Raw genomic sequence first — 22,525 nt, forward strand, 5'->3', positions numbered from 1 at the left:
AGGCTGCCGCTTTTACGCGGAGCCTTCTTTTGTCTTATTCTCTGTTTTGCTCTCTGTGTTGTGATCCGTCAGAGGTTTTGGATTAATTTGTGTGTGATAGACCCATAAGGCATATTCCATGGGCTTGGCGATAGAGCGGCGGTAGGTTTCTTTTTCACCAATACGTGCAAATACCTCGCGTGCTGGCTTCGGATTGACCTCCAGTACGTAAATGTGACCGTCCTTGTTGATCGCCAAATCGAGCGCAAGCTCGCATAATGCCCCGTAGCTTTCCTCCAGATAAGCTGCGATATCCAGCCCGAGCTTTTCCCCTTGCTTGGTGATCTTCTCTCTCTGATCTTCATTACGAATCCATTGTGTCAGCAGTTGATTCATCGGTACTGCCTTGCCTCCGCCATGCAGGTTGGAAGTAACGCTGCGATGTGCCCCGATCCGTCCTGCACATCCAGTTAACTCCCATGTCCCCTGGCCATTTTTTTGCACCAGCATGCGATAATCATGAACCCTGCCATTCGGCAGTTGCACAGGAATACCTTCCTGAACAATGTAATTGTCCATGTTCCAACTGCTCAGACGCGGCTCCAGACGGTCCAGACGCACCCGCTGCTGAGGAATAATATGACGTTTGCGATTGCGGCCCTCGACCAGATACAGGCCCCCTTGCTTGTTAACAGGCTCAATGCGCAGAATTCCACGCCCCCCCGTACCGTTAATCGGCTTTAGGTAGACCAGTGAATTCTTTTTGAGCATCCGCTTTACACTATGAAATCCTACGAACGGCTCCGTATCGGGCAGATGCGGTCGAAAGGCGGCCCTTCTCGCAAGCTGCTGATGAATGGCCCATTTGTTACTCAGCGGTCGGTTTAAATATACGAGATCCGTATATTGCACCCGAAATTGCTTTAACTGCTGATACCGCTCACTGCGCTGTACCCGGCAACGGTCGAAAATCATATCCGGGAATTTCCGCCATTTCAGGGTCCATTTTCCGCTTTGTGGATCATAGATTTGGGCAAGAAGCAGCCTGCGATCCTTATGGACATCTGCAGGAGTGAATACATACATATCCAGTCCCAGTCTGTTCCCTTCTGCAATCATGCGCTCATATATGTCGCGCTCCTCCAATTGCTTCTTGTTGTTCAAATACAAGGTCATGATGCCTAGGACAGGTTTTGGCACAGCATTCCACCTTCCTCTGCCGTCTGCTCATCTTCGGATAACTCCCCGCGAAATATTAGCGTGGGCTTTCCGGTCGGTCCAGTCGTCATGTCATGCGCAACAAGTCCAGCGCGAAAGCAGGTTTTGAGACTGGCCATATTGTCGGCGGCCACGCTGCACGTCAGGCGGCGCAGCTGTTTGAGCTGGGCGGACAGCAGTCTAGCGCCCAGTCTGCGGCCCCGGTAAAGCGGACGAACGATCACGATGCACGCATCCTCACCGTAATTCAGAGCGAGGCAAAATCCCGCAATCCGCAGCCCTTGCTCCGTGCGCAGATAAGCGCACAGGAGGGAGGAGCCGGGTGATTTTAATTGCTCCGGCGTTAAAACGGCCAGCTGCCGCAAGGCATTGCGGGTAATGCGCATGCCACCCGAGCTACGGGCCAGAAATAGCAGCTGCCGTCGTCTCAGCAGCCAGCTCCGGGAAGGCAAATGTTGAACATCGCTAATTTGCGGCATGATTCCACTTCCTTGACTCATAATTTCATTCGTCCGGCCAAATAGGAGCTGTACTGGAATATGCGTCTCAGCGATTTTTGACGAATTTCTGGCTCGTCAAATTTCATCGGTTTGGAGTTGGCTTCAAAAAACCAGAGGATTCCGAACGTATCTACGCCCAAATCCATGGACATTTCGCCGTGGGAAAGACCGGAGCCTCGTTCAATTTGGCGTGCAATCTGTATGGCGGTACTTTTAATCTTGTTCAACATATCCTTACTGTTCTCAGGTCCAAACAGCGCAGATAGCAGTTTGAACGGGTCTTCCACACTTCCGCCGCGCGGAACATGCGTTGTAATGCTCCCCTTACCCGCCAGTCTGGCACCGACTCCCGTGGTGCTCCAAGAGCCGTGGGTGTTTTTTTGCACCAGGATACGCAGGTCGAAGGGCTTTTTCTGATAGGTTGCCAGCTCGATGCCCTGCTGAATGATATAAGGCGAAGCGCCAGCTTCCCGGCGAATACGCCCCCACAGTCGGGACAGCGATACAGATCGGTAGGTTACGCTTTTTTTGTCATGCTGAATCGTCAGCCTGTAAGCCATGAGATGGTCCGGTCGGTATTTGAGAATCATAATCCCTTTTCCGGCCTTGCCGTTCTCTGGCTTGAGATACAGGTATGGATACACTGACAGCATTTTGCCCAAGGAAGACAGGTTGCTTAAGCGTTTGGTCGCTGGTACGAACTGACGAGTGGATTCCGAAGCACGGAGCCATTTGAACAGCTCCCATTTGTTGAAAAAGCCCGGATTGTACAGTTCAATGCCAGAGGCATGAGAAATTTCATTCAGCTTTGTGCGAACAGAAGTTTTAAGCTCATAGTTGCGGTTCGGGATGCGATTATAAATGATTTGCGGTAGTGGAAAATTTTGTTCCTCCCACGTCTGTGAGGTTTTGTTGAAAATATAGCCCCTGACTGTCTCCGATGTCAGCTTCAGGTCCCTGACGGTAACAATGTACACCTGATAGCCCATCCGCGTCCCCATTTCAAGAATATCCCTGAAATTGCGCCGATTTCCCTTGAAAAATTGTTCTTCGTCGTGCACGGTCAATACGGCAACGACTGGTTTGTACTCCGCCCGGGTATTCATAGTTCCTCTTTTCTGCGGAATTTACTGAGGTAAAGACAGTGGTCCAAAATATGCTCCACGGATGCTTTACCCTCCGCACGCAACGATGGATGCTGAAAAATGGATCGCCCGGGCTTGGAATTGGCTTCGAACATCCATACCTTTTCCTGTTGGTCAATGCCCAGATCGAAGCCGATTTCACCCAGCAGATGCTGGTGATGGTACTCGATGGCTTCTGCGAGTGTAACCGCTACGTTCTTGGCACGCTGAAGCACCTCGCCCGCCCGGTCTCCGAATACCCGGTTCAGCGCCTGCTCGGGTGTCATGAGGGAGCCGCCGTTTTTAATATGGGTCGTGACACTGCCGCGTCCGGCTTTTTTGGCTCCAATTCCGACGACGACCCACTGGTTGTTGCCGTTCTTGTGCATATGAAATCGGAAATCAATCGGGCAATTGTCAATCTCAATTAGCTGGATACCCTGCTGAATGACGTAGCCCTTTAACGTCTGGCCCTGATTGGAGTGGAGCATACGTAGCATAGAGTTAAAAGAGTTGAAGCGCAGCAATACATTGCTGTTTTTCTTGCGGTACCTTACATAATAACCTTGCTTGGGAACATGGGAGAGACGGTAAATTCCTTTACCGAGACTACCTCCGCTTGGTTTGTAATAAGCAAATTGATGACGCTCCAGCATGCCTCGGATACGTTCAGAGCTGGGATTCATATACGATTCGGGGACATAGCGGTTAACCTCAGAATTATCTTCCAGCAGATGATAGATATCCGATTTGTTGAAGAAGCTCCAGTTGAAAAAGGGAATCCGTTTGCGGGAAAAGCGTTCGCGCAGCTGATTGATCGCCGGGGAAAAATCAGAGCGGCGGCTCGGCAGCCGATTGTAAATCACGTCCGGTAAAGGTACGATTTTGCGTGAAAATACCCCGCTTGATGACAGAAAATAGCCGTTAATCGTATCGTTTTGCCAGTTGATATCCCGAGGAGTGAAGGCAAAAATATAAGAATTCTTGCTGCCTTCCTTCAGCAGTTGCTTAATAAAGCCCGTGCGTGAGCCAAAAGGGCGGGTGGCAGAGGCGGTACCGTCAGACAGCACTCCAATTAACGGTCCGAGCTGTATATCTCCGTCCAGATTCCGCAAATAGATGGACCCGCTTTTAGGAACACGGATGGCATTACGCAAGCCTGAGGTCAGGTACAGATGGCGTCCCGCCTTCTGAATCGGTTTTATCGTGGTGGGAATCTGATCCTTACCGAGCCGCAGACGAATGGACTTGGTTCCGGATAATTTAAGGCTTTTCAACAAGGCAGTGGATATATACGCCACCTTGTCGGGCTGCTGTGAGAAATGCACATTGCAATGCGTTAAACTCATCTGTTTATCCTCCTATACCATATGTTCAAGGGAGGTGTCTGCGCCCTTTGACCCTGTCACTTTGGAATGGGTCATTAAATATCGAGCATATTCGAGTGGGCGGTTGACTGACCGGAAAGCGCACTTTGGCTGACGGGTCTGGAAAAAGGAGGCCCGACCCGGCCGGGAATTAACCTCCAATAGCCAGATGTTCCCACTCCGGTCAATACCATAATCAATCCCCAGCTCGCCAAGGCGGCCATATCGTTCCTCCAGCGCCCTGGTAATGGTCAGGGACAGCGCCATCATCTGCCAAATGATGAGACGCGTGCTGTCCGCGCCATATTGTTCACGAAGGTAAGGTTCTGCCGGATGGGCTGCGCCCCCTCCGTGCAGATTGGAAGTCAGGGTTCCTTTCCTGCCTTCTCTCACGGCAAAGCCCGTCAGACGCCAGCAGCCCTTTCCATCCTTTTGCATGAGCGCGCGGACATCAAAGGGATGACCGCTTTGGCTCGTTAATTTCAAATAAGGCTGCACGATATAGGAGCGTCTGCCTGCAATCCCGTTGACCCATGACAATCCGGCATCCAACTCGGAAAACAAGCGCCGGAACAGACGGTTTCGGGAGTCTCTGCCCTGCACGAGCAGTCCGGCGTCTCCATCCGATAGCCGGAGATACAGCGTGCCCTTGCCGTGCGTTCCGGCCTGGGGCTTCATAAATAGCGCCGAATGGCGGTGCAGCCATTCCACAAGCTGAGCCGTGTCCCGGTAAGGCGCTGTAGGCGGCACAAAGGGACGCACTTCATCTATCGTGTGCAGCGCACGGTACACTTGCCATTTGCCGGGCAAGTTACGCGACCAGTAGATGAGCTTGCGTGATCCCTGCTCTGCCATGTGCTGCAGCGCGTGCCCGGCGTTCCGGCTCCCGTGGGCATGGAAACAGCGGTTATACACAATATCCGGCAGGGGAAAGCGGCTGGATGTCCATACTCCGTCGCGATAGGCATAACCTCGTATGGAGTGATCTTCGGGCGAAATTCCTTCCGCGGTAAACGCCATTACGTTAAGGCCGGAGCGCCTGCCCAACAGACTTAGCCTGCGGCAAAACTCCGCTTCGGTAATCGGGGGAATCGCCGCCTGATTCCGGCTGACGAGCACACCCAGTGTGTCTGGTACGACAAGAGACACCGATAACAGCCTCCTTTGGCAGCCGAATTCCGTAAGAGACGGATTCATTTGAATCCGGCTGAAAAACAGCAATATTCAATCATTTTTTTCACGGACGGTCGAGTTTTCTGATCATTTAACGGCGTATTGTCATTTTTCGACGGCTTGGAGTTGACCTCCAGCAGCCAAATATGCCCCGTGCTGTCAATCGCCAGATCAATGCCAAATTCCGCAAAATGGGCAGGGATCGCTTTCTCAACTCCGTTTGCAATTTCGAGCGCGGCTGTCTTAAGATGGGTCTGGCCGTTCGACTTGGTTAAGGCAGGCAGCGTGGTTTTGGCCAAGGCCTCCTTGACTGTGCTCAGCGTGCCACCTCGCGCCAGATTGGACACAAAATGGCTGCCCCCGGCAATCCGGGCGACGATGGAGGTCACGGTCCATGCACCAGAGGCGTTTTTCTGCACAAGCGCACGAAAGTCAACCGGACGCTTGCCGTGATCAATCAGGGTAAGACCCTGCTGGAGCTGGAAGCGCGTCGTTTTCATTTTTCCTGCCATACCTTTGTACAGCTTCTCGATCGTGGCATACGTTTGCTTTCGTGGTGCGCCGGCGGTAGTGGACAGCACGGAAAAGGTGCCATCGGCTTGCTTCGTAATGCGCATAATACCTTTGCCCAGACTTCCTCGCACAGGCTTGAGAAAAACAGTGGGGTACTGGTTGCACATTTTTTTGAAGACCGCAAAGGTTTGCAGCAAATGGGACTCGGGTAAATACTTGCGCAGGGATGAATTGGATTTAAGCGCATCGAACACTTCATTTTTATCCAGAAACTTTTCATTGAAAATGGCCGTGCCGTACTGCGATTTTACTTCTTTCATAAAATGCTGTACGCTAGTTCTGTTCTCGAGTTTACGAGAGGTAAGCCGGTTATTGACGACATCCCCGGCGGGCATGACCGTCTTTTTCCAGCCTCCGTCATAGACCCATCCCTGAACGCGTCCGGGCTGACTTCCGATATGCTCCGGGGTGAAAAAATACACATATGCTCCTTGTCTGCGGCATTCCCCGATCAGTTCACGGCAGAACAGGGTGATCGACCCGAAAGGCTTGTCGGGCTGTTCGGGATAGTCCCGACTGACCAGCACGCTAATAAGTGGGCCCACTCGAAGTGTCCGGCGTCCTCGGCTGTAGGTTACTCGCAGCTCACAATTGGCATGAAGTCCCATTTTTCGGGCCAGCACGCTTCCCACACGTAGGCCGCTGTAACGGGGTACCGAAATGACGGTAACCTGCTGGCGGAACGAACCGAAGGCGAGCTGTACGGGGTGGCCTGCGGATATTTTCCATTTGCGAAGCAAGGACTCGCCGACCATGAGTACGTCATCCTGCAAGATGCCCGATCCGATGATTTGAATCCTTGTTTTTTTGATGGACATCGTGGATCTCCTTCCGGGCAGCAACTTGATGTCTTAAAAGTAACGGGAAACGTGAAGGGGCTGTAATAGCACTGATTCATCATATGAGGACATATATCCCTTGGTGATTGACGGACAATGTGAAATGTTTGCACGATTATTTGAATTGGAGGAAATAACGAATATGAATATCTATGACAAAGCCCATGATTTGGCAAAAGCGTTGAAGGAAAGCAAAGAGGTGGAGGAAATTACGTCAGCGATGAAGCTGATTGAAACCGACCCGGAAGCCAAGAAAATGCTCGACGATTTCCGTGAGCGCCAAATGGAAGTACAACAGCGGATGATGAGCGGTGATATGCCGGCACAGGAAGAGATGGAAAAAATGGAAAAGCTGTTCGAGGTGCTTAGCCTGAACCTGAATATCCGCCGTCTGTTCGATGCCGAACGCCGCCTGAGTGTGATCATTGAGGATGTCAACAAAATTATCGCAGACAGCCTTCAGCATTTGTACGGTTCGTCTCTGTAAGTTTGTCTCATATTCCTTCCTGCCCTCTCATAGACTAGATACATAGAGTCACAGGGAGAGGAAGGGATAACTTGGGTACTTTTAAAAAATGGAAACACGGCTTGTACACACTGATTGCGCTGGCTATGGTGCTTACCGCGCTGCCGCGCATCTCGCTTACGGGCGGATTGAACTGGGTCAACGGCTTCGGTATCGTATGGGTATTGTTTGCGTTGCTTGTCATCGGAGCGAATCTGCACTTTTTGCTTGGCGTGGATGAGGAAAAACGGAAAACGCTGGAGCGTGTGCGGCGGGCCAAAATGAAGCAGTGGCAGATGAAATGGGATAAAGAAGCTGATAAAGGCAGCACGCTATAAAAAGTTTCCTCCCGGCTTGTCATGAGCATGCTCTGATGCTGCCGATCCGTGATAGTTAAAAAAGCGGTCCCTGTAAAAAGGAGATCGCTTTTTGCTATTTCCGGCTCTGATATGTCGTGATTAACGAGGGTCTAAAAAGACGGGATTTTGTGCTATAATAGATACAGAATGATACAGATTGAACGTTGGGGGTGTAACAGAGTTGGACGGGCTAGATGAAGCAGTTACGAAGCATGAGCAGCTATTGCGTCATATCGAGCAGTTGAAAATAGGCTCCAAAATTTCTGTGCGCAGGTTAGCTAAAGAAATGAGCGTCAGCGAAGGAACGGCCTATCGGGCCGTGAAGGAAGCGGAGAACCTGGGAATTGTCATTACCAAGGAACGCATCGGGACGGTGCGGGTGGAAAAGCGCCCACGCGGGTTGTCCGAGCAACTGACCTTTGCCGATGTCGTGAATATCGTGGAGGGACATGTGCTGGGGGGAAGCGAGGGGTTGGAAAAGCCCTTGCACAAGTATGTCATTGGAGCGATGCGCGAAGAGGCTATGGCCCGATACATTGATGCAGGCAGCTTGCTGATCGTCGGTAACCGCGAGGATGCACATTCCCTTGCGCTAGAGCAGGGAGCAGGAGTACTGATTACAGGCGGCTTTGGTACGAGCCGGGAGGTTAAGCAACTGGCGGACCAGATCAGTTTGCCGATCATTTCTTCGCGTCACGATACCTTTACAGTGGCCTCTATGATTAATAGAGCGATTTTCGACCGCTTGATCAAAAAGAAGATTATGCTGATTGAAGACATCGCGGCAGGTAAACCGAAGACGCAGACCTTGAAAATCAACAGTACCCTTACCGAATTTGAAGAGCTTTCGGTGACGACTGGAAATCACCATTTTGCGGTGGTGGATGAATGGAACCGCCTGATCGGTATCGTCAGCCGCAAGGATGTGGAGGGACTGCAACCCGAGCATACGATGGACAAATGCCTGATCCGCAATCCGGTAACAGTGACCTACCAGACCTCGCTCGCTTCGGCTGCGCAGATGATGGCGTGGGAAGGTGTGGATTATTTACCGGTCGTGGACCGCAACCGCAAGCTGCTGGGGTCCGTCACACGGCGGGAGGTACTGGATGCCTTGCGCAACGCCCAAAAGCAGCCACAGCTTGGCGAGACGTTCGACCAGCTCATTTGGAACGGATTTGCAGAGGAGCGTGATGAGGACGGATTATTATTTTTTCGGGGCTTCGTTATTCCTCAGATGGCGACCAATCTGGGTACCATCTCGGAAGGCGTGCTGGTCAATGTGATGACACAAGCGGGCTACCGGGTTGCCAGAGATATGAGCGGGAAGGATTATGTGCTGGACAATTTAACGACCTATTTTATCAGACCCGTACAGATTGAGGATGCCATAGTTCTTCGTCCGTTGTTGCTGGAAACGAGCCGCCGCACCTGCAAGCTGGAAATTGCAATTTCACGGGAAAATCAATTGGTATGCAAAGCGGTGATGACGCTCCACTCCATTGAACACGGTTAGTGTCCATTCGTGTGTAGTAAGTGGAGTCGGAGTAGAGCAGTTCAATGGCTTTCCGGAAGTCTTTCTTTTGCCTCCAGCCAAATTTGCAGCACACCTTCCATTACAAGCATCGTTTTGACCTGGATCGTATACTCCTTGTCACGAACGGTGTATTTTTTTTGGTGAAGCAACATGCGTACCAGCTTGCTGTCGGAATCAATCTCGAACATGTCCCGGCCACGCAGTACCTCCAAATCCCGGCTGACGCGGCGAAGAAGCTCCTTTAGATTAATAGAGTCAATCTTTTCGGCAGAAGTTTCTTCAGCAATCAATTTGATTTCCTTGACAACAGTCTGACGCTTGCTGTATTTCCGCAGGGTTCTATTGTCCTCCTGCGCTTGCTGGAGCTGGAATTGGAGGTCTTGATTGTTCGTCCACAGCTCATTGAAGCTGGCGTGCCAGATGGCATTGTAGACTATTGCTCCGGTAATCATGCCCAGCACGAAGACGGAGGATAAATGCATAAACGGGCGCAGGCGCTCAAAGGGAGGCACTCTCATAGTCGTTTCACCTCACGGCCGTCCGTTGCCGCACACCCACTTGACCAGCTCTGCACCCATATGAGCGCCTAAAAAGGCGAAAATCAAATACAATATCTGCTTAATGGCAGGCGACAAATTACCATCCAGCATATTGCTCTCAATGACGCGGATCGGGTCCATTGTTCCCCCCACAGCAGCGGCAAGCGCCCATATTTTAATTCTTCCGGCAACCTCCAGCATCGTCTGGGTAGGCGGCTGAAGCGATACCACAGCTCCCATTCCTCCGAGCATGGCTCCCCCGAGCACGATGCCGAAGGCAATGAAGAAGTCGAGAATCGCTTTGGATATAAAAGTGCTCATGCTCTTTTCCTCCTATAAGGTATACGAATCAGGACCGCGCTTGTCCGCCCGGGTCTGTACTTTTATTGTATGGGCGCTACTAACGCGGATATGATAAAATAGTTTGAAGAAAAACAAGCGGTGAAAGGAAGAGAAGCGCATGAGTTCATTTGTGCATTTGCATGTTCACAGCGAGTACAGCCTGCTGGACGGCGCGGCTCGTACCGCGGAGTTGGTCAAACAGGCATCAGCTTACGGAATGAAGGCACTGGCCCTTACGGATCACGGGGTGATGTATGGTGCCATTCCTTTTTACAGAGCGTGTGTAGAGAACGGCATTAAGCCGATTATCGGGTGTGAGGCCTATATGACGGCTGGCTCGCGCAAGGAGCGTGGCAGCCGGAAGGATCAGCCCATATATCATTTAATTTTGCTCGCCAAAAATAAAACAGGCTATCAAAATCTGATGAAGCTGTGCTCTATCGGCCATTTGGAGGGCTTTCACTACAAGCCACGTATCGACATGGAAGCGCTGGCTGCCCACCATGAAGGCATCATATGCTTAAGCGCATGTTTGGGCGGTGAAGTGCCGCAGCATTTGCTGCATGGCCGGGAAGCCGAAGCACGACGGGCAGCGGAACGCTACCGCAACATTTTTGGCGATGATTTTTATCTGGAGCTTCAGGATCACGGTCTGTCAGAGCAAAAGCGCGTAAATCCTCTTCTGATCGCGTTGGCGAAGGAGCTGGATATTCCGCTGGTAGCTACGAATGACGTGCATTATCTGACCGAGCCGGATGCAGATGTACAAGACGTTCTGATCTGCATTGGAACAGGCAAGACGGTCGACGACGAGGAACGCTTGCGCATACCGACACGTCAGTTGTACCTGAAAAGCCAGGAGGACATGGCTCGCTTGTTCCCGCATGTGGCGGAAGCGATCGATAATACTGTACGTATTGCTGAAAAGTGTGAACTGGAGCTGGAATTTGGGCAATCTATTTTGCCAGAATATCGTCCGCTGCCGGAAGGCATGACTCCTTCGTCCTATCTGCGCAGTTTGTGTGTGCAAGGGCTGGAGCGTCGTTATGGGAGTGATCTGGCGTGGGAACAACCGGAGCAACGGGAAAGGCTGGAGCAGCGGCTCAGTTATGAGCTGAACACGATTGACAGCATGGGATTCAGCGATTATTTTCTGATCGTGTGGGATTTTATCGCTTTCGCTCATAAGCATAATATTGCTACCGGCCCTGGACGGGGTTCCTCGGCAGGCAGTCTGGTCGCTTATGTACTTCATATCACGAATGTGGATCCCATGAAATATAACCTGCTGTTTGAACGGTTTCTGAATCCTGAACGGATTAGCATGCCGGATATAGATATTGATTTCAGCGATGAACGACGGGATGAGGTTATCGACTATGTGGTGCAGAAGTACGGTAACGAGCATGTAGCGCAAATTATTACCTTCGGAACGCTGGCGGCAAGAGCCGCAGTGCGTGACGTTGGGCGTGCGTTGAATGTACCGTATGGCGAAGTGGACAAGGCGGCCAAGCTGATTCCGGCGCAGCTCGGGATTAATATCCGTCATGCGCTTGAGATCACCCCTGAGCTGAAGACACTGTATGAAACCAAGCCCAAGACGCGTGAGCTGCTGGATATGGCGATTAAAGTAGAGGGCATGCCACGTCATGCTTCGACCCATGCGGCGGGTGTCGTCATTTCGCGGACTCCGCTGACTGATGCAGTTCCGCTTCAAGAGGGGAGTGAAGGGGTTCCCCTGACGCAATACTCGATGGAAAATCTGGAGCGGATCGGTTTGCTGAAAATGGATTTTCTTGGGCTGCGCACCCTTTCTATTATTGAACGCTGCATGCGTTGGATTACCGAAGAACATGGAGAAACGCCTGATTTTAGCCGCATTCCTGACAATGACCCACATACCTATGACATGCTGGGTAAAGGCGACACAGGCGGTGTGTTCCAGCTGGAGTCGGCGGGGGTACGCCGGGTGCTCAAGGATCTAAAGCCAAGTGTGTTCGAGGATATTATTTCTGTATTGGCCTTGTATCGTCCGGGTCCAATGGGCTTCATTCCTAACTTTATTCAGGCCAAGCACGGGGAGATTGAGGTTCATTATCCGCATCCTGATCTGGAGCCAATCTTGAAGGATACGTACGGCATTATCGTGTATCAGGAACAAATCATGCAGATTGCTTCGCGCATGGCTGGCTTTTCCCTGGGAGAAGCCGATCTGTTGCGTCGCGCCGTATCCAAGAAAAAACGCGAAGTGCTGGACCTTGAGCGTGGCCATTTTGTGGAGGGCAGTGTCAAGCAGGGTTACACGGAAGAGGAAGCTGGAAGGGTCTACGATATGATTGTCCGTTTTGCGGACTATGGATTTCCGCGTGCACATGCGGCTGCCTATGGTGTGCTGGCGTTCCAGACGGCGTATCTTAAAGCCCATTATCCGGTGCAGTTTATGGCCTCTATGCTGACAGCGGTGATGGGTAGCCACCGGAAAGTGGCGGAATATGTCGTCGAATGCCGTCGTATGGATATGGCGGTTCTGCCACCCGATGTAAATGAAAGCGGGGTGCTGTTTACCCCGTTGCAGCAGGGGAATATCCGCTTTGGACTGGCCGCGATTAAAAATGTCGGCACGCAGGCGATGGAAAGTATTCTCGCCGTTCGCAAGGAGCGTCCTTTTGACAGCCTGCTCGATTTTTGTCGTCGCGTGGATTTGCGTGTGTGCAATAAGCGGGTGATTGAATCGCTCATCCAGGCAGGGGCGTTTGACTCGTTGCCAGGTCATCGTGCGCAGTTGATTGCCATGCTGGATGAAACGGTGGATGCGGCGGTCAAATGGCGCAAGGAACGTGACGATTTGCAAATAGATATGTTCGGTTTTGTGGAGATGCCCAATTGGGATATCGAATATCCCGATGTACCGAAATTCAGTGCGGGTCAGCAGCTAGAGCTGGAACGTGAGCTGTTGGGACTGTATCTGTCCGGGCATCCGCTGGATGATTTTGAGCCGTTGCTGGAAAGCAGCGATGCAGAGCGTCTGATGGAATTGGGCGATGTGGCGGATGAAGCGGTTGTCGTGACCGCAGGTATGGTTGTGTCGCTCAAGACGATTACGACCAAACAGGGGAAGGCAATGGCCTTTATTGAGCTGGAGGATCAGATTGAGCGCTGCGAGGTCGTGTTGTTTCCCGAAGTGTGGAAGCGAAGCCACCAGTGGATTGAAAAGGGAGCGCTGCTTGCGTTCCGTGCCAAAATGCAGCACCAGGATGAGCATTTCAAGCTCCTTGCGGACGAGGCCGTCCCGCTGGCGGAGGATTCACTGGCGCGGCTTCTCCAGCGCCGACGTGCTGGAGCGCGTTCGTCCGCCGCGGCCGGAAAGCCCACGTCAGCGGCTGGCTCTGCCGCTGGTGGCCCCGGTGGGGGAGCGCCACGCGTGCCGTCGAGGCCGTCGGCAGCCGAGTCGTCTGCGCAGACGACTACGGCGCCAGCGGTCCCGCCCGTTTCGGCGGCCCGCCCGGCCACAGACACTTCGCCGCACGTCACGGAAGCGGCTCCCGGCGAACAAGCCCCGGCTCCGCGTGGTTCGGAGCCGACAGCCCGTCAGCGGGTGTTTGTCAAAATCACCCGCCAGGCCGAGGAGGACGCCAGCTTGCTGGTCAGCCTCAAGGCGCTGCTACAGGAGCATCCCGGTGCGTTGCCTACCGTACTCTTTTATGAGAGCAGCCAGCGTTTGCTGGCGCTGAGTGATGCTTACAGCATCAAGCCATCGCCTCAGCTTTTCGACCGGATGGAGTCAATGCTGGGTGCGGGCACGGTGAAAGTTAAATAATGAACATTTTCCTCCCCTCCCGCATACACTTGGAACACTGGCGGAACAGGAACATCAGCACTTATCCAACATCATAAGGTTCCGCAAGCTGGAAGACAGAACTGTATGGTGGAGGCGGGAGGGAAATCATGTCCTATGAATACGCAGAAACCCTGTTAATTCGCAGAGGGATTAGTATCGAGTCCATAGCGGACATTGTTTTTCAGCTTCAGCTAAAATATTACCCTCATTTGACCATTGAAGAATGTGTGGACAGCGTAAAGGCAGTTTTGCAGAAGCGGGAAGTGCAGTATACGCTGTTCACGGGTATTGCGCTTGATGAGCTGGCCGAAAAAAAACTTCTTCCCCAGCCGCTGCAAGCCATTATGGAGGCAGATGAACCCCTGTACGGAGTGGACGAGACACTGGCCCTCGGGATTACGAGCGTGTATGGTATGATTGGCTTGACCAGTTTTGGTTATCTGGATAAAGAAAAGACGGGAATCATTGAACAGCTAAACCGTAAAGGCAGCGGTATTCATGTATTTCTGGACGATCTGGTCGCCGGACTGGCAGCTGCCGCTTCTTCGCGCATTGCTCATCGCAGCCCCCATGCCAAGCAATACCCCGTGTCATTGGACACTTGATTCACCTGCACGAACAGAGTCAATGATTTTCTGGGCCCTCTGACCGATCTTAACCGAGCAGGAGGGCTTTTGTTGCGGGAAAAAAGTAAGGTATGTTATCATGAGTCTATTATATGGGCTCAAAACTTGAGGCTTAGGGGGTAGAAACAAGGCATGTGGACGGTGATCTATATTGCACCGACGGCCAGACTGGCTGACATGATTAAGCTCAAACTGTCGGAAGAAGGTTTTATGGTGCAGGCCCGGGCCATCAGCGCATCCAAGCAGCAGTTTGAGATACTTGTGCCTTCGGGTGAAGTCGAAGAAATACAGGAAGTGCTTAATTCGATTTTGCGCCCTTGAGTCCGGAACGGCGGAAGTGATACAGCAGCATGAATGGAACAAAGGATGCACGATCGGCGGTAATGTTTCGCAAAACAGGCGTTGACGTGTGTATAAACATAATGCTAAGAGATGCCGCATAGACGGCAGAGGACCTTGTATCGGTTACGGCTGACAAATAAACGGCTGGAGAGGTGTAGTTGTGTTTAAAGATTTATTCCAAAAGAAGCGTAAATACGCGACCATCCCTTCGGAACGGGCGCTGAGCGGCGATCAAGCGGACATGCCGGATCGTCCCAAACGGGAAATCCCCGAAGGTCTTATGACCAAATGTGGCAAATGCGGAAGCATTCAATACAGTAAAGAGTTAGAAAAAAATCTGAAAGTGTGCCCGGTGTGCGGATACCATATGCGTCTTAATGCTATGGATCGTATTCGCATGGTGCTCGATGAAAATACATTTACAGAATATGATGCCGATATGATTTCGGTTGATCCGCTGGGTTTTCCAGGTTATGCAAGCAAGCTGGAACAGCAGACGCTGAAATCCGGTTTGCGAGAGGCTGTCATTACGGGCGATGGGCTCATTCATGGGCTTCCGGCTGTTGTTGCAGTGATGAGTTTTGACTTTTTCACTGGCAGCATGGGATCAGTCGTCGGGGAGAAAATTACCCGCGCCATTGAGCAGGCGATAGACAAGCGTCTTCCGCTTATTATTTTCTCCACATCTGGTGGGGCGCGTATGCAGGAAAGTATTTTGAGCCTGATGCAGATGGCCAAAACAAGTGCGGCTCTCGCTCGTATGGACGAGCAGGGATTGCTCTATATTTCCGTTATCACCGATCCGACTACAGGTGGAGTATCCGCCAGCTTTGCTACGCTTGGAGATATTAACATCGCGGAGCCGGGGGCAGTATTCGGTTTTGCCGGACGTATCGTGATCGAACAGACGATCAGACAGAAGCTACCGGACGATTTTCAAACCTCCGAATTTAATTTGCAGCACGGACAATTGGATATGGTTGTACATCGCAAGGAACTGCGCGATACACTTGGCCAACTGCTCGATTTGCACAGCGCGAAAGAGGTGGAATAGATGGCTGGCGAATTGCCTTATGAAAAGCCCCTGGTCGAGATGCGACAGAAGATCGAAGAACTCAAGCAATTCGGACAGGATAAGCAAATTGATTTTACCGATGAAATTAACCGTCTGGAGGAACGTTATCTCCAGATGGAGGAAGAAATATATACGAACATTACAGCACCGCAAAAAATGCACGTGGCTCGTCATCATCAGCGACCGACATCGCTTGATTTGATCGGGCAGGTGTTTACGGATTTCATTGAACTGCACGGCGACCGCCTGTATGGCGACGATCTGGCGGTCGTGGGTGGAATTGCCAAGCTGAATGGTATTCCGGTAACCGTTATTGGGCAGCAACGTGGCAAGGATACGAAGGATAACATTGCACGGTTTTTCGGGAGCGCGCACCCGGAGGGATTCCGTAAAGGCTTGCGTCTTATGCAGCAGGCTGACAAATTCAAACGCCCAATCATTACATTTATTGATACGAAGGGCGCTTATCCGGGTAATACAGCAGAGGAGAGAGGTCAATCGGAAGCGATTGCCCGCAATTTGCGGGAGATGGCAAAGCTTTCGGTGCCTGTTATTTGTGTGGTCATCGGCGAGGGTGGAAGCGGCGGCGCGCTTGCGTTTGCCGTCGGCAACCGTGTGCTGATGCTGGAGCATGCCATTTACTCGGCCATTTCTCCTAACGGAGCGGCCTCGATTCTGTGGAAGGATGCTTCCAAGGCGGATCAGGCTGCTGAGGCTATGAAGATTACGGCGAATGACCTCCTGCGCATGGAGGTCATCGAGGATATCGTGCCGGAGCCGAAGGGGGGCGCGCATCGTAACTATGAAGTAACCGCTGCCGCTATCAAGGAGTCGCTGGAACGCCATTTGGCCGACCTTTTGAATATGAACTGCGACGAATTGAGGGAAGATCGGTATCAAAAGTTCCGAAAAATAGGCCAATATACCTTTTTAAAAACTTCGGAACCAGGTTCTATGTTGTAATACGCTGGAAACGGGTAACAATAAATATGACGAACTTCCTATACAAATAGGAAAAAGTGTAGTAGATTTAATTGTTGGAAAAAGATATAAAGTAGCACCTTTGAAAACGGAGGAAAAACCCAAATGCGCAAAACTAAGATTGTATGTACCATCGGTCCTTCCAGTGAGTCATTGGAAAATGTGAAGAAACTGATTTTGGCTGGTATGAACGTAGCCCGCCTGAATTTCTCTCACGGTGATTTCGAGGAGCATGGCAACCGGATCAAAAATATCCGCCAAGCTTGTAAGGAGCTTAACAAAAACGTTGCTATTTTGCTCGATACGAAGGGGCCGGAAATCCGGACAGGAAAGCTCGAAGTTGAACCTATTGAGCTTGTTCAGGACGAGTATATTACGCTGACAACGGAAGAAATTCTCGGTACGAAAGATCGTATTTCCGTTACGTACCAGGATCTTCCCTCGGACGTGGAGCCCGGCTCCACCATTCTGATCGACGATGGTCTGATCGGACTCACCGTTATTGAAGTATCAGGCAGTGAAATCAAATGCCGCATTGTCAATGGCGGAACGATCAAGAGCAAGAAAGGCGTTAATGTTCCCGGCGTGAACATTTCCTTGCCAGGCATTACAGAAAAGGATGCTAACGACATCACTTTCGGTATTGAGCAGGACGTTGATTTCATCGCAGCTTCTTTTGTTCGTAAAGCGAGTGATGTACTGGAAATTCGTGAATTGCTGGCGAAGCATAATGCAAGTCACATTCAAATTATTTCCAAAATCGAAAATCAGCAAGGCGTCGACAATTTGGACGAAATTTTGGAAGCTTCGGATGGCCTGATGGTTGCCCGTGGTGACCTCGGTGTTGAAATTCCTGCTGAAGAAGTGCCATTGGCGCAAAAATTGATGATTACCAAGTGTAATGTAGCGGGTAAGCCTGTTATTACCGCAACACAAATGCTGGATTCCATGCAACGTAACCCGCGTCCGACTCGTGCGGAAGCGAGTGACGTAGCGAATGCCATTTTTGACGGAACAGATGCCATTATGCTGTCCGGCGAAACAGCTGCGGGTAAATATCCGGTAGAATCTGTATTGACGATGTCCCGTATTGCAGAGAAAGCAGAATCCGCTCTGAACTACCGTGATTTGTTCAAAAAACAAAGAACGGCTCAGGAAGTTAGTATTACGGAAGCGATCAGCCAATCCGTTTCTATTTCTGCGCTTGACCTGCATGCCAAAGCCATCCTGACGTCCACACAAAGCGGAACAACGGCGCGTATGATTTCCAAATATCGTCCACAAGCTCCAATTATTGCTGTGACAACGCAGGAAAGAACAGTTCGCCGCCTGGCTCTGATCTGGGGAGTACATGCGGTACAAGGCAAACCTGTCGTGGACACGACGGACAAACTGATCGAAAACGCACTGGAAGGCGGTCGCAAATCCGGTCTCGTTAAAGAGGGCGATTTGGTTGTTATTACCGCAGGTATACCGCTCGGTGCTTCTGGTTCTACGAACCTGATTAAAATTAGCTGTGTTCCTGCACAAGCGTAACTTTAACTTTAGCTTATGCGGAATAACAGACAGGCTGTATCTTTTAGGTATGGCAGGGAGAGCATTCAAGTCATTTATGACTTGGATGCTCTTTTTTATGCTCTCCAGTTTCTAGCCCTCCAAACCTTCTTTCCGTGTAAAATCCAGAAATGCCTGCTGGATCATGCTGAGATTAGTATCGCGTTGATACAGTATATTTATGTGATAACGCTCATTCTTCTCCTCGGCATCGGACCAAGGAAGCCACTCTACCAACGGAACGTCATTACCATCGTTGCGAAGAACACCACAGGCAGGGAAGAAGGCAAGTGCTTCCCCGACGCTTACCACTTGCTTTACCGCTTCCCATGAGTTCATTTCCAGATGGGGCTTGATCAGCGAGGAATACGGATCTACAACAGATGTCCCGCTATATCTTACCCATGTGTGCTTGTCCAGCATTTCAGTCCCCAAAATGTCCGTTGGCTTGGAAGAATGCTGCACAGACACAGACCTGATAACTCCAATCCGATCCGAAGCGACAGGCTCTACCACCGTAAGCTCGGGAGGATGTCCTCTGTCATCCAGAAAAGCAAAATCAATCTCTCCCTGTTTTAGCAGCTGTCTGATTTTATCCGGGGATTGAATGTCTAGCTGAATTTGGCATTCGGGATATTGTTGAGCAAATGTAGCAATCATAGAGGGGAGTACATACGTGCCCGAGATGGACTCGGCGCCGAGAAGTAATTGTCCCTGCGACTGCTCTGCCAGTTCATTCACTGTTTGTCTTGCTTCTTGCTCCAGAGCAACCATCTGCTTTGCGTAAGGCAGCAGTTTTTTGCCAGCTTCGGTCAGCATAATCCTTCCTTGTTGGGAGATGAACAGGGAGACTCCCAGTTCCTTTTCCAGACTTTTCATATGAAAGCTGACGGTAGGCTGTTTAATTTGCAATGCCTCGGCCACATCCGTCGCCTTGTGGAATTTGTCGATCATCATTAAAATACGCAATTTTAAAATATTCATGGACTTGAACAGCTCTCCTTACATGGCATTCATGTATAAAAAATAGACTATAGATTAATTATATACTGAAAAACATTTTATCTATCAATATTTTATATTTCTTTTACAAAACCAAGTCGTTCGTCTAACATTCCAAGCCTACAATGTAAAAGTGTTGATGGTCATAAATAAAAAACCGTCACTTAAATAAGGGGAGGACAATAAAAAATGTTGAAAAAATGGCCGTTCATTCTGATGACTCTTACCATGGTATTTGCACTTGCAGCTTGTGGATCAGCTAACAATGCTGCACCACAAGGAGACGCTGCTACAGGAACAGACAATAAAGCAGCTACTGAACTGACAGGTAACATTCTGGCTGTTGGCTCCACTGCACTTCAACCATTGGTAGAGCAAGCGGGACAAAAATTTATGGCTGTAGATAAATATAAAGGAATTGCGGTTCAAGTGCAGGGTGGCGGTAGCGGTACTGGCTTGACTCAAGTTTCCGGCGGACAAGCGGATATCGGTAACTCCGATGTGTTTGCAAAAGAAAAATTGGAGAGCGGCGCAGATGAACTGGTCGATCACCAAGTAGCTGTTGTAGCTATGTCAGCAGTAGCGAATCCTAAAGTAGGCGTAGCAGATTTGAAGAAAGATCAATTGGTACAAATTTTCACAGGTAAAATTACCAACTGGAAACAAGTTGGTGGCGCAGATCAAAAAATCGTTATCGTAAACCGTCCAAGCAGCTCCGGTACTCGTGCAACATTTGAAAAATACGCTTTGGGACAAAAAACGGAAGATCTGCCAGGCTCCATTCAGGAAGATTCCTCCGGTACTGTGAAAAAGCTGATTGCTGAAACACCGGGTGCTATTGGTTACCTAGCCCTGTCCTACATCGACAACACAGTAACAGCATTGAAATACGATGGTGTTGAAGCTAACGTGGAAAATGTAGAGCAAGGTAAATATCCGGTATGGGCTTACGAGCATATGTACACCAAAGGTGAGCCAAAAGAGCATGTAAAAGCATTCTTGGATTACATTCTGTCTGATGAAATCCAAAAATCCGATGTCGTAGACCTGGGATACATCCCGGTATCAGGCATGCAAGTTAAACGCGATGCTGACGGTAATATTACGAAATAAGGAGAGCTACACCTCCTGTTCGGGCAAACGCAGCTAACGCGAGTATATTCACGGAGAAGAGGCGGACTAGCGTCCAGCCTCTATTCTTCGGTTAAAGGAGTCACAGTATGGAACCAATTGAAGGGAAGGCATACATGGAACAGAATAAACGATCCCGAGGTATGAAAGAAAGGCATTACTGGGAAGAATGGACCGGCCGCATTTATACGTCGGTTTGTGTCGTTTTTTTGGTTGCAGTCATTGTCTCCATTGTATATTTTGTCGCCTCCAAAGGTGTAGCTACATTTGTGGTGAATGGAGTCAGTCTGCAAGAGTTTTTCTTCGGAACCAAATGGAGCCCGGATGGTGAGCCCAAGTCCTTCGGCGCACTTCCGTTTATTACAGGCTCTTTTGCTGTAACCGTTCTGGCGGCCTTGATCGCCAGCCCGCTCAGCTTGTGTGCTGCTTTATTTATGACCGAAATCGTACCGAAATCCGGTAAACGTATCCTTCAACCTGCGATTGAATTGTTATCTGGTATTCCGTCCGTAGTATACGGCTTTGTCGGCTTGACCGTAATTGTTCCGTTGCTGCGGGACGTGTTCGGGGGACAAGGCATCGGGATTCTCGCAGGCTGTCTCGTGTTGTCAGTGATGATTTTGCCGACGATTACGAGTATTATGGCGGATGCATTGTCATCCTTGCCAGGTGGCCTGCGCGAGTCCTCTTACGCCCTGGGCGCTACCCGCTGGCAGACAATTGCACGTGTTATTATTCCGACACTGCTGCCTGCTCTGTTAACAGGAATTATTCTTGGTATGGCTCGTGCCTTCGGGGAAGCGCTGGCTGTACAGATGGTTATCGGGAATGCTCCGCATATACCGCAATCCTTGCTGGAATCCGCTTCGACCTTGACCAGTGTTATTACACTTAGCATGGGCAATACAGCTATGGGCTCGGTTCATAACAATGCTCTCTGGAGCATGGCGCTTGTTCTCCTGCTCATGACATTCATCTTCGTGTTGCTGGTAAGGCTGCTTGAAAGGAGAAACCGGATTTGATGAAAGCTAAAACGACCGACAAAATCGCTACATTTGTAATCTGTTTCTTCGCATTGTTCATTGTCGCACTTCTGGTGGGACTGCTGGGATTCATTTTGGCACGCGGAGTCAGTCACATTTCCTTTGACTTTTTGACCAGTGCTCCTCAGACGTTACGCGCAGGTGGAGGCATCGGCCCGCAATTGTTCAACTCTGTATTTTTACTTATTTTAACCTTGATTATCACCATTCCGATTGGTTGGGGTGCGGGTATATACATGGCGCAATATGCGAAGCCGGGGAAAATTACGGACTTCATACGACTTGTCGTCGAAGTATTGTCTTCGTTTCCGTCCATCGTCATCGGTTTGTTCGGACTTTTACTTATCGTAAATACATTTAATTTTGGTTTTTCCCTGTTATCAGGAGCCCTGGCCTTGGCAGTATTCAACCTGCCGCTGATGGTTCGGACGACAGAACAGGCTTTCCGGGCTGTGCCCAAGGAGCAAAAGGAAGCCGGGCTTGCGCTCGGGTTGTCCAAGTGGAAAATCATTACCTCCATTTTGCTGCCAGCTGCGCTGCCAAGCTTGATTACGGGGACGATTTTGGCCGCAGGCCGCATTTTCGGGGAAGCAGCAGCGTTGCTGTTTACAGCCGGGATGAGTACGCCGCCGCTTGATTTCACTGATTGGAATCCATTGCATGCCAGATCGCCCATTAATCCGATGCGTCCTGCCGAGACACTGGCTGTGCATATCTGGAAGGTTAACAGTGAAGGCATCGCTCCTGATTCCAGGGATATTGCCGCAGGTGCTTCCGCGGTATTGGTGCTGCTCGTACTTGCCTTCAACCTGATCGCAAGATGGTTCGGAAGAGTCGTCTACCGCCGCCTGACAGCTGCCAAACGGATGGATTAGAAA

The 22,525-nt window shown here is 50.5% G+C and carries 21 protein-coding genes; 12 read left to right on the top strand and 9 right to left on the bottom strand.

What is annotated here, in order from left to right:
* Positions 1-12: 12 nt before the first annotated feature.
* Genes QMK20_RS08310 through QMK20_RS08335 form a run of 6 tightly spaced genes read right to left on the bottom strand, consistent with a single transcriptional unit; the run spans position 13 to position 6,752 of the window.
* A complete protein-coding gene (locus tag QMK20_RS08310) occupies positions 13-1,179 on the bottom strand; it encodes a YheC/YheD family endospore coat-associated protein (protein WP_283655347.1) in 1,167 nt (388 codons plus the stop codon).
* Entirely contained in the window at positions 1,161-1,676 is a 516-nt protein-coding gene (locus QMK20_RS08315) for a GNAT family N-acetyltransferase (protein ID WP_283655348.1), read from the bottom strand. Before QMK20_RS08315 ends, QMK20_RS08310 begins: the two co-directional genes overlap by 19 nt.
* Positions 1,677-1,693: 17 nt before the next feature.
* Positions 1,694-2,803 carry a YheC/YheD family endospore coat-associated protein gene (locus tag QMK20_RS08320; RefSeq protein ID WP_283655349.1) on the bottom strand — a complete coding sequence of 370 codons (1,110 nt, stop codon included), beginning with the start codon at positions 2,801-2,803 and terminating at the stop codon, positions 1,694-1,696.
* Positions 2,800-4,170 carry a YheC/YheD family endospore coat-associated protein gene (locus QMK20_RS08325; RefSeq protein ID WP_283655350.1) on the bottom strand — a complete coding sequence of 457 codons (1,371 nt, stop codon included), beginning with the start codon at positions 4,168-4,170 and terminating at the stop codon, positions 2,800-2,802. The genes QMK20_RS08320 and QMK20_RS08325 overlap by 4 nt, the downstream gene beginning before the upstream one ends.
* 12 nt (positions 4,171-4,182) lie before the next feature.
* Positions 4,183-5,337, bottom strand: a complete 1,155-nt coding sequence (locus tag QMK20_RS08330) for a YheC/YheD family endospore coat-associated protein (protein ID WP_283655351.1) — start codon at positions 5,335-5,337, stop codon at positions 4,183-4,185.
* A 44-nt stretch (positions 5,338-5,381) separates the two neighbouring features.
* Positions 5,382-6,752 (bottom strand): YheC/YheD family endospore coat-associated protein, encoded by a 1,371-nt coding sequence (locus tag QMK20_RS08335; protein WP_283655352.1) that lies wholly within the window; start codon positions 6,750-6,752, stop codon positions 5,382-5,384.
* A gap of 163 nt (positions 6,753-6,915) precedes the next feature.
* Between QMK20_RS08335 and QMK20_RS08340 the strand changes: the two genes are divergently transcribed.
* From QMK20_RS08340 to QMK20_RS08350, 3 genes are all read left to right on the top strand, one after another.
* On the top strand, positions 6,916-7,260 hold the full coding sequence (locus tag QMK20_RS08340) for a YlbF/YmcA family competence regulator (RefSeq protein ID WP_025685398.1): 345 nt from the start codon (positions 6,916-6,918) through the stop codon (positions 7,258-7,260).
* A gap of 71 nt (positions 7,261-7,331) precedes the next feature.
* A complete protein-coding gene (locus QMK20_RS08345) occupies positions 7,332-7,616 on the top strand; it encodes a hypothetical protein (RefSeq protein WP_014280689.1) in 285 nt (94 codons plus the stop codon).
* Positions 7,617-7,818: 202 nt separating this feature from the next.
* The gene (locus QMK20_RS08350) at positions 7,819-9,153 is read left to right on the top strand and encodes a DRTGG domain-containing protein (protein WP_283656232.1); all 1,335 of its coding nucleotides are present in this window, start codon (positions 7,819-7,821) and stop codon (positions 9,151-9,153) included.
* 41 nt (positions 9,154-9,194) lie between these two features.
* On the opposite strand, the gene QMK20_RS08355 is transcribed toward QMK20_RS08350, so the two are convergent.
* Together QMK20_RS08355 and QMK20_RS08360 are read right to left on the bottom strand one after the other, a co-directional pair.
* Entirely contained in the window at positions 9,195-9,692 is a 498-nt protein-coding gene (locus QMK20_RS08355) for a sporulation membrane protein YtrI (RefSeq protein ID WP_283655353.1), read from the bottom strand.
* Between the two features lie 12 nt (positions 9,693-9,704).
* Positions 9,705-10,034 (bottom strand): YtrH family sporulation protein, encoded by a 330-nt coding sequence (locus QMK20_RS08360; RefSeq protein WP_013309582.1) that lies wholly within the window; start codon positions 10,032-10,034, stop codon positions 9,705-9,707.
* A gap of 139 nt (positions 10,035-10,173) precedes the next feature.
* On the opposite strand from QMK20_RS08360, the gene QMK20_RS08365 reads away from it, so the two are divergent.
* The 6 genes from QMK20_RS08365 (at position 10,174) to pyk (ending at position 18,453) form a co-directional block, all read left to right on the top strand.
* A complete protein-coding gene (locus tag QMK20_RS08365; RefSeq protein ID WP_283655354.1) occupies positions 10,174-13,872 on the top strand; it encodes a DNA polymerase III subunit alpha in 3,699 nt (1,232 codons plus the stop codon).
* Between the two features lie 128 nt (positions 13,873-14,000).
* Positions 14,001-14,498 (top strand): phosphatidylglycerophosphatase A family protein, encoded by a 498-nt coding sequence (locus QMK20_RS08370; RefSeq protein WP_044648782.1) that lies wholly within the window; start codon positions 14,001-14,003, stop codon positions 14,496-14,498.
* A 153-nt stretch (positions 14,499-14,651) separates the two neighbouring features.
* Positions 14,652-14,840: a hypothetical protein gene (locus QMK20_RS08375; protein WP_013309585.1), complete on the top strand. Its 189-nt coding sequence runs from the start codon at positions 14,652-14,654 to the stop codon at positions 14,838-14,840.
* A gap of 181 nt (positions 14,841-15,021) precedes the next feature.
* Positions 15,022-15,915, top strand: coding sequence for an acetyl-CoA carboxylase, carboxyltransferase subunit beta (gene accD, locus QMK20_RS08380; protein WP_044648781.1), 894 nt, complete (start codon positions 15,022-15,024; stop codon positions 15,913-15,915).
* Positions 15,916-16,899: an acetyl-CoA carboxylase carboxyltransferase subunit alpha gene (locus QMK20_RS08385; RefSeq protein WP_283655355.1), complete on the top strand. Its 984-nt coding sequence runs from the start codon at positions 15,916-15,918 to the stop codon at positions 16,897-16,899. It abuts the gene before it with no gap.
* Positions 16,900-17,022: 123 nt separating this feature from the next.
* Positions 17,023-18,453 (top strand): pyruvate kinase, encoded by a 1,431-nt coding sequence (pyk, locus tag QMK20_RS08390; RefSeq protein WP_044648779.1) that lies wholly within the window; start codon positions 17,023-17,025, stop codon positions 18,451-18,453.
* Between the two features lie 111 nt (positions 18,454-18,564).
* Here pyk and QMK20_RS08395 read toward each other — a convergent pair whose 3' ends face one another.
* On the bottom strand, positions 18,565-19,455 hold the full coding sequence (locus QMK20_RS08395) for a LysR family transcriptional regulator (protein ID WP_283655356.1): 891 nt from the start codon (positions 19,453-19,455) through the stop codon (positions 18,565-18,567).
* Positions 19,456-19,662: 207 nt separating this feature from the next.
* On the opposite strand from QMK20_RS08395, the gene QMK20_RS08400 reads away from it, so the two are divergent.
* From QMK20_RS08400 to pstA, 3 genes are all read left to right on the top strand, one after another.
* Positions 19,663-20,586 carry a phosphate ABC transporter substrate-binding protein gene (locus tag QMK20_RS08400; protein ID WP_137062438.1) on the top strand — a complete coding sequence of 308 codons (924 nt, stop codon included), beginning with the start codon at positions 19,663-19,665 and terminating at the stop codon, positions 20,584-20,586.
* A 107-nt stretch (positions 20,587-20,693) separates the two neighbouring features.
* Positions 20,694-21,626: a phosphate ABC transporter permease subunit PstC gene (gene pstC / locus QMK20_RS08405; protein WP_044648776.1), complete on the top strand. Its 933-nt coding sequence runs from the start codon at positions 20,694-20,696 to the stop codon at positions 21,624-21,626.
* On the top strand, positions 21,626-22,522 hold the full coding sequence (gene pstA / locus QMK20_RS08410; protein ID WP_283656233.1) for a phosphate ABC transporter permease PstA: 897 nt from the start codon (positions 21,626-21,628) through the stop codon (positions 22,520-22,522). The genes pstC and pstA overlap by 1 nt, the downstream gene beginning before the upstream one ends.
* Positions 22,523-22,525 lie beyond the last annotated feature (3 nt).

Origin of the sequence: Paenibacillus sp. RC334, assembly GCF_030034735.1 — a bacterium.
GTDB lineage: Bacteria > Bacillota > Bacilli > Paenibacillales > Paenibacillaceae > Paenibacillus > Paenibacillus terrae_A.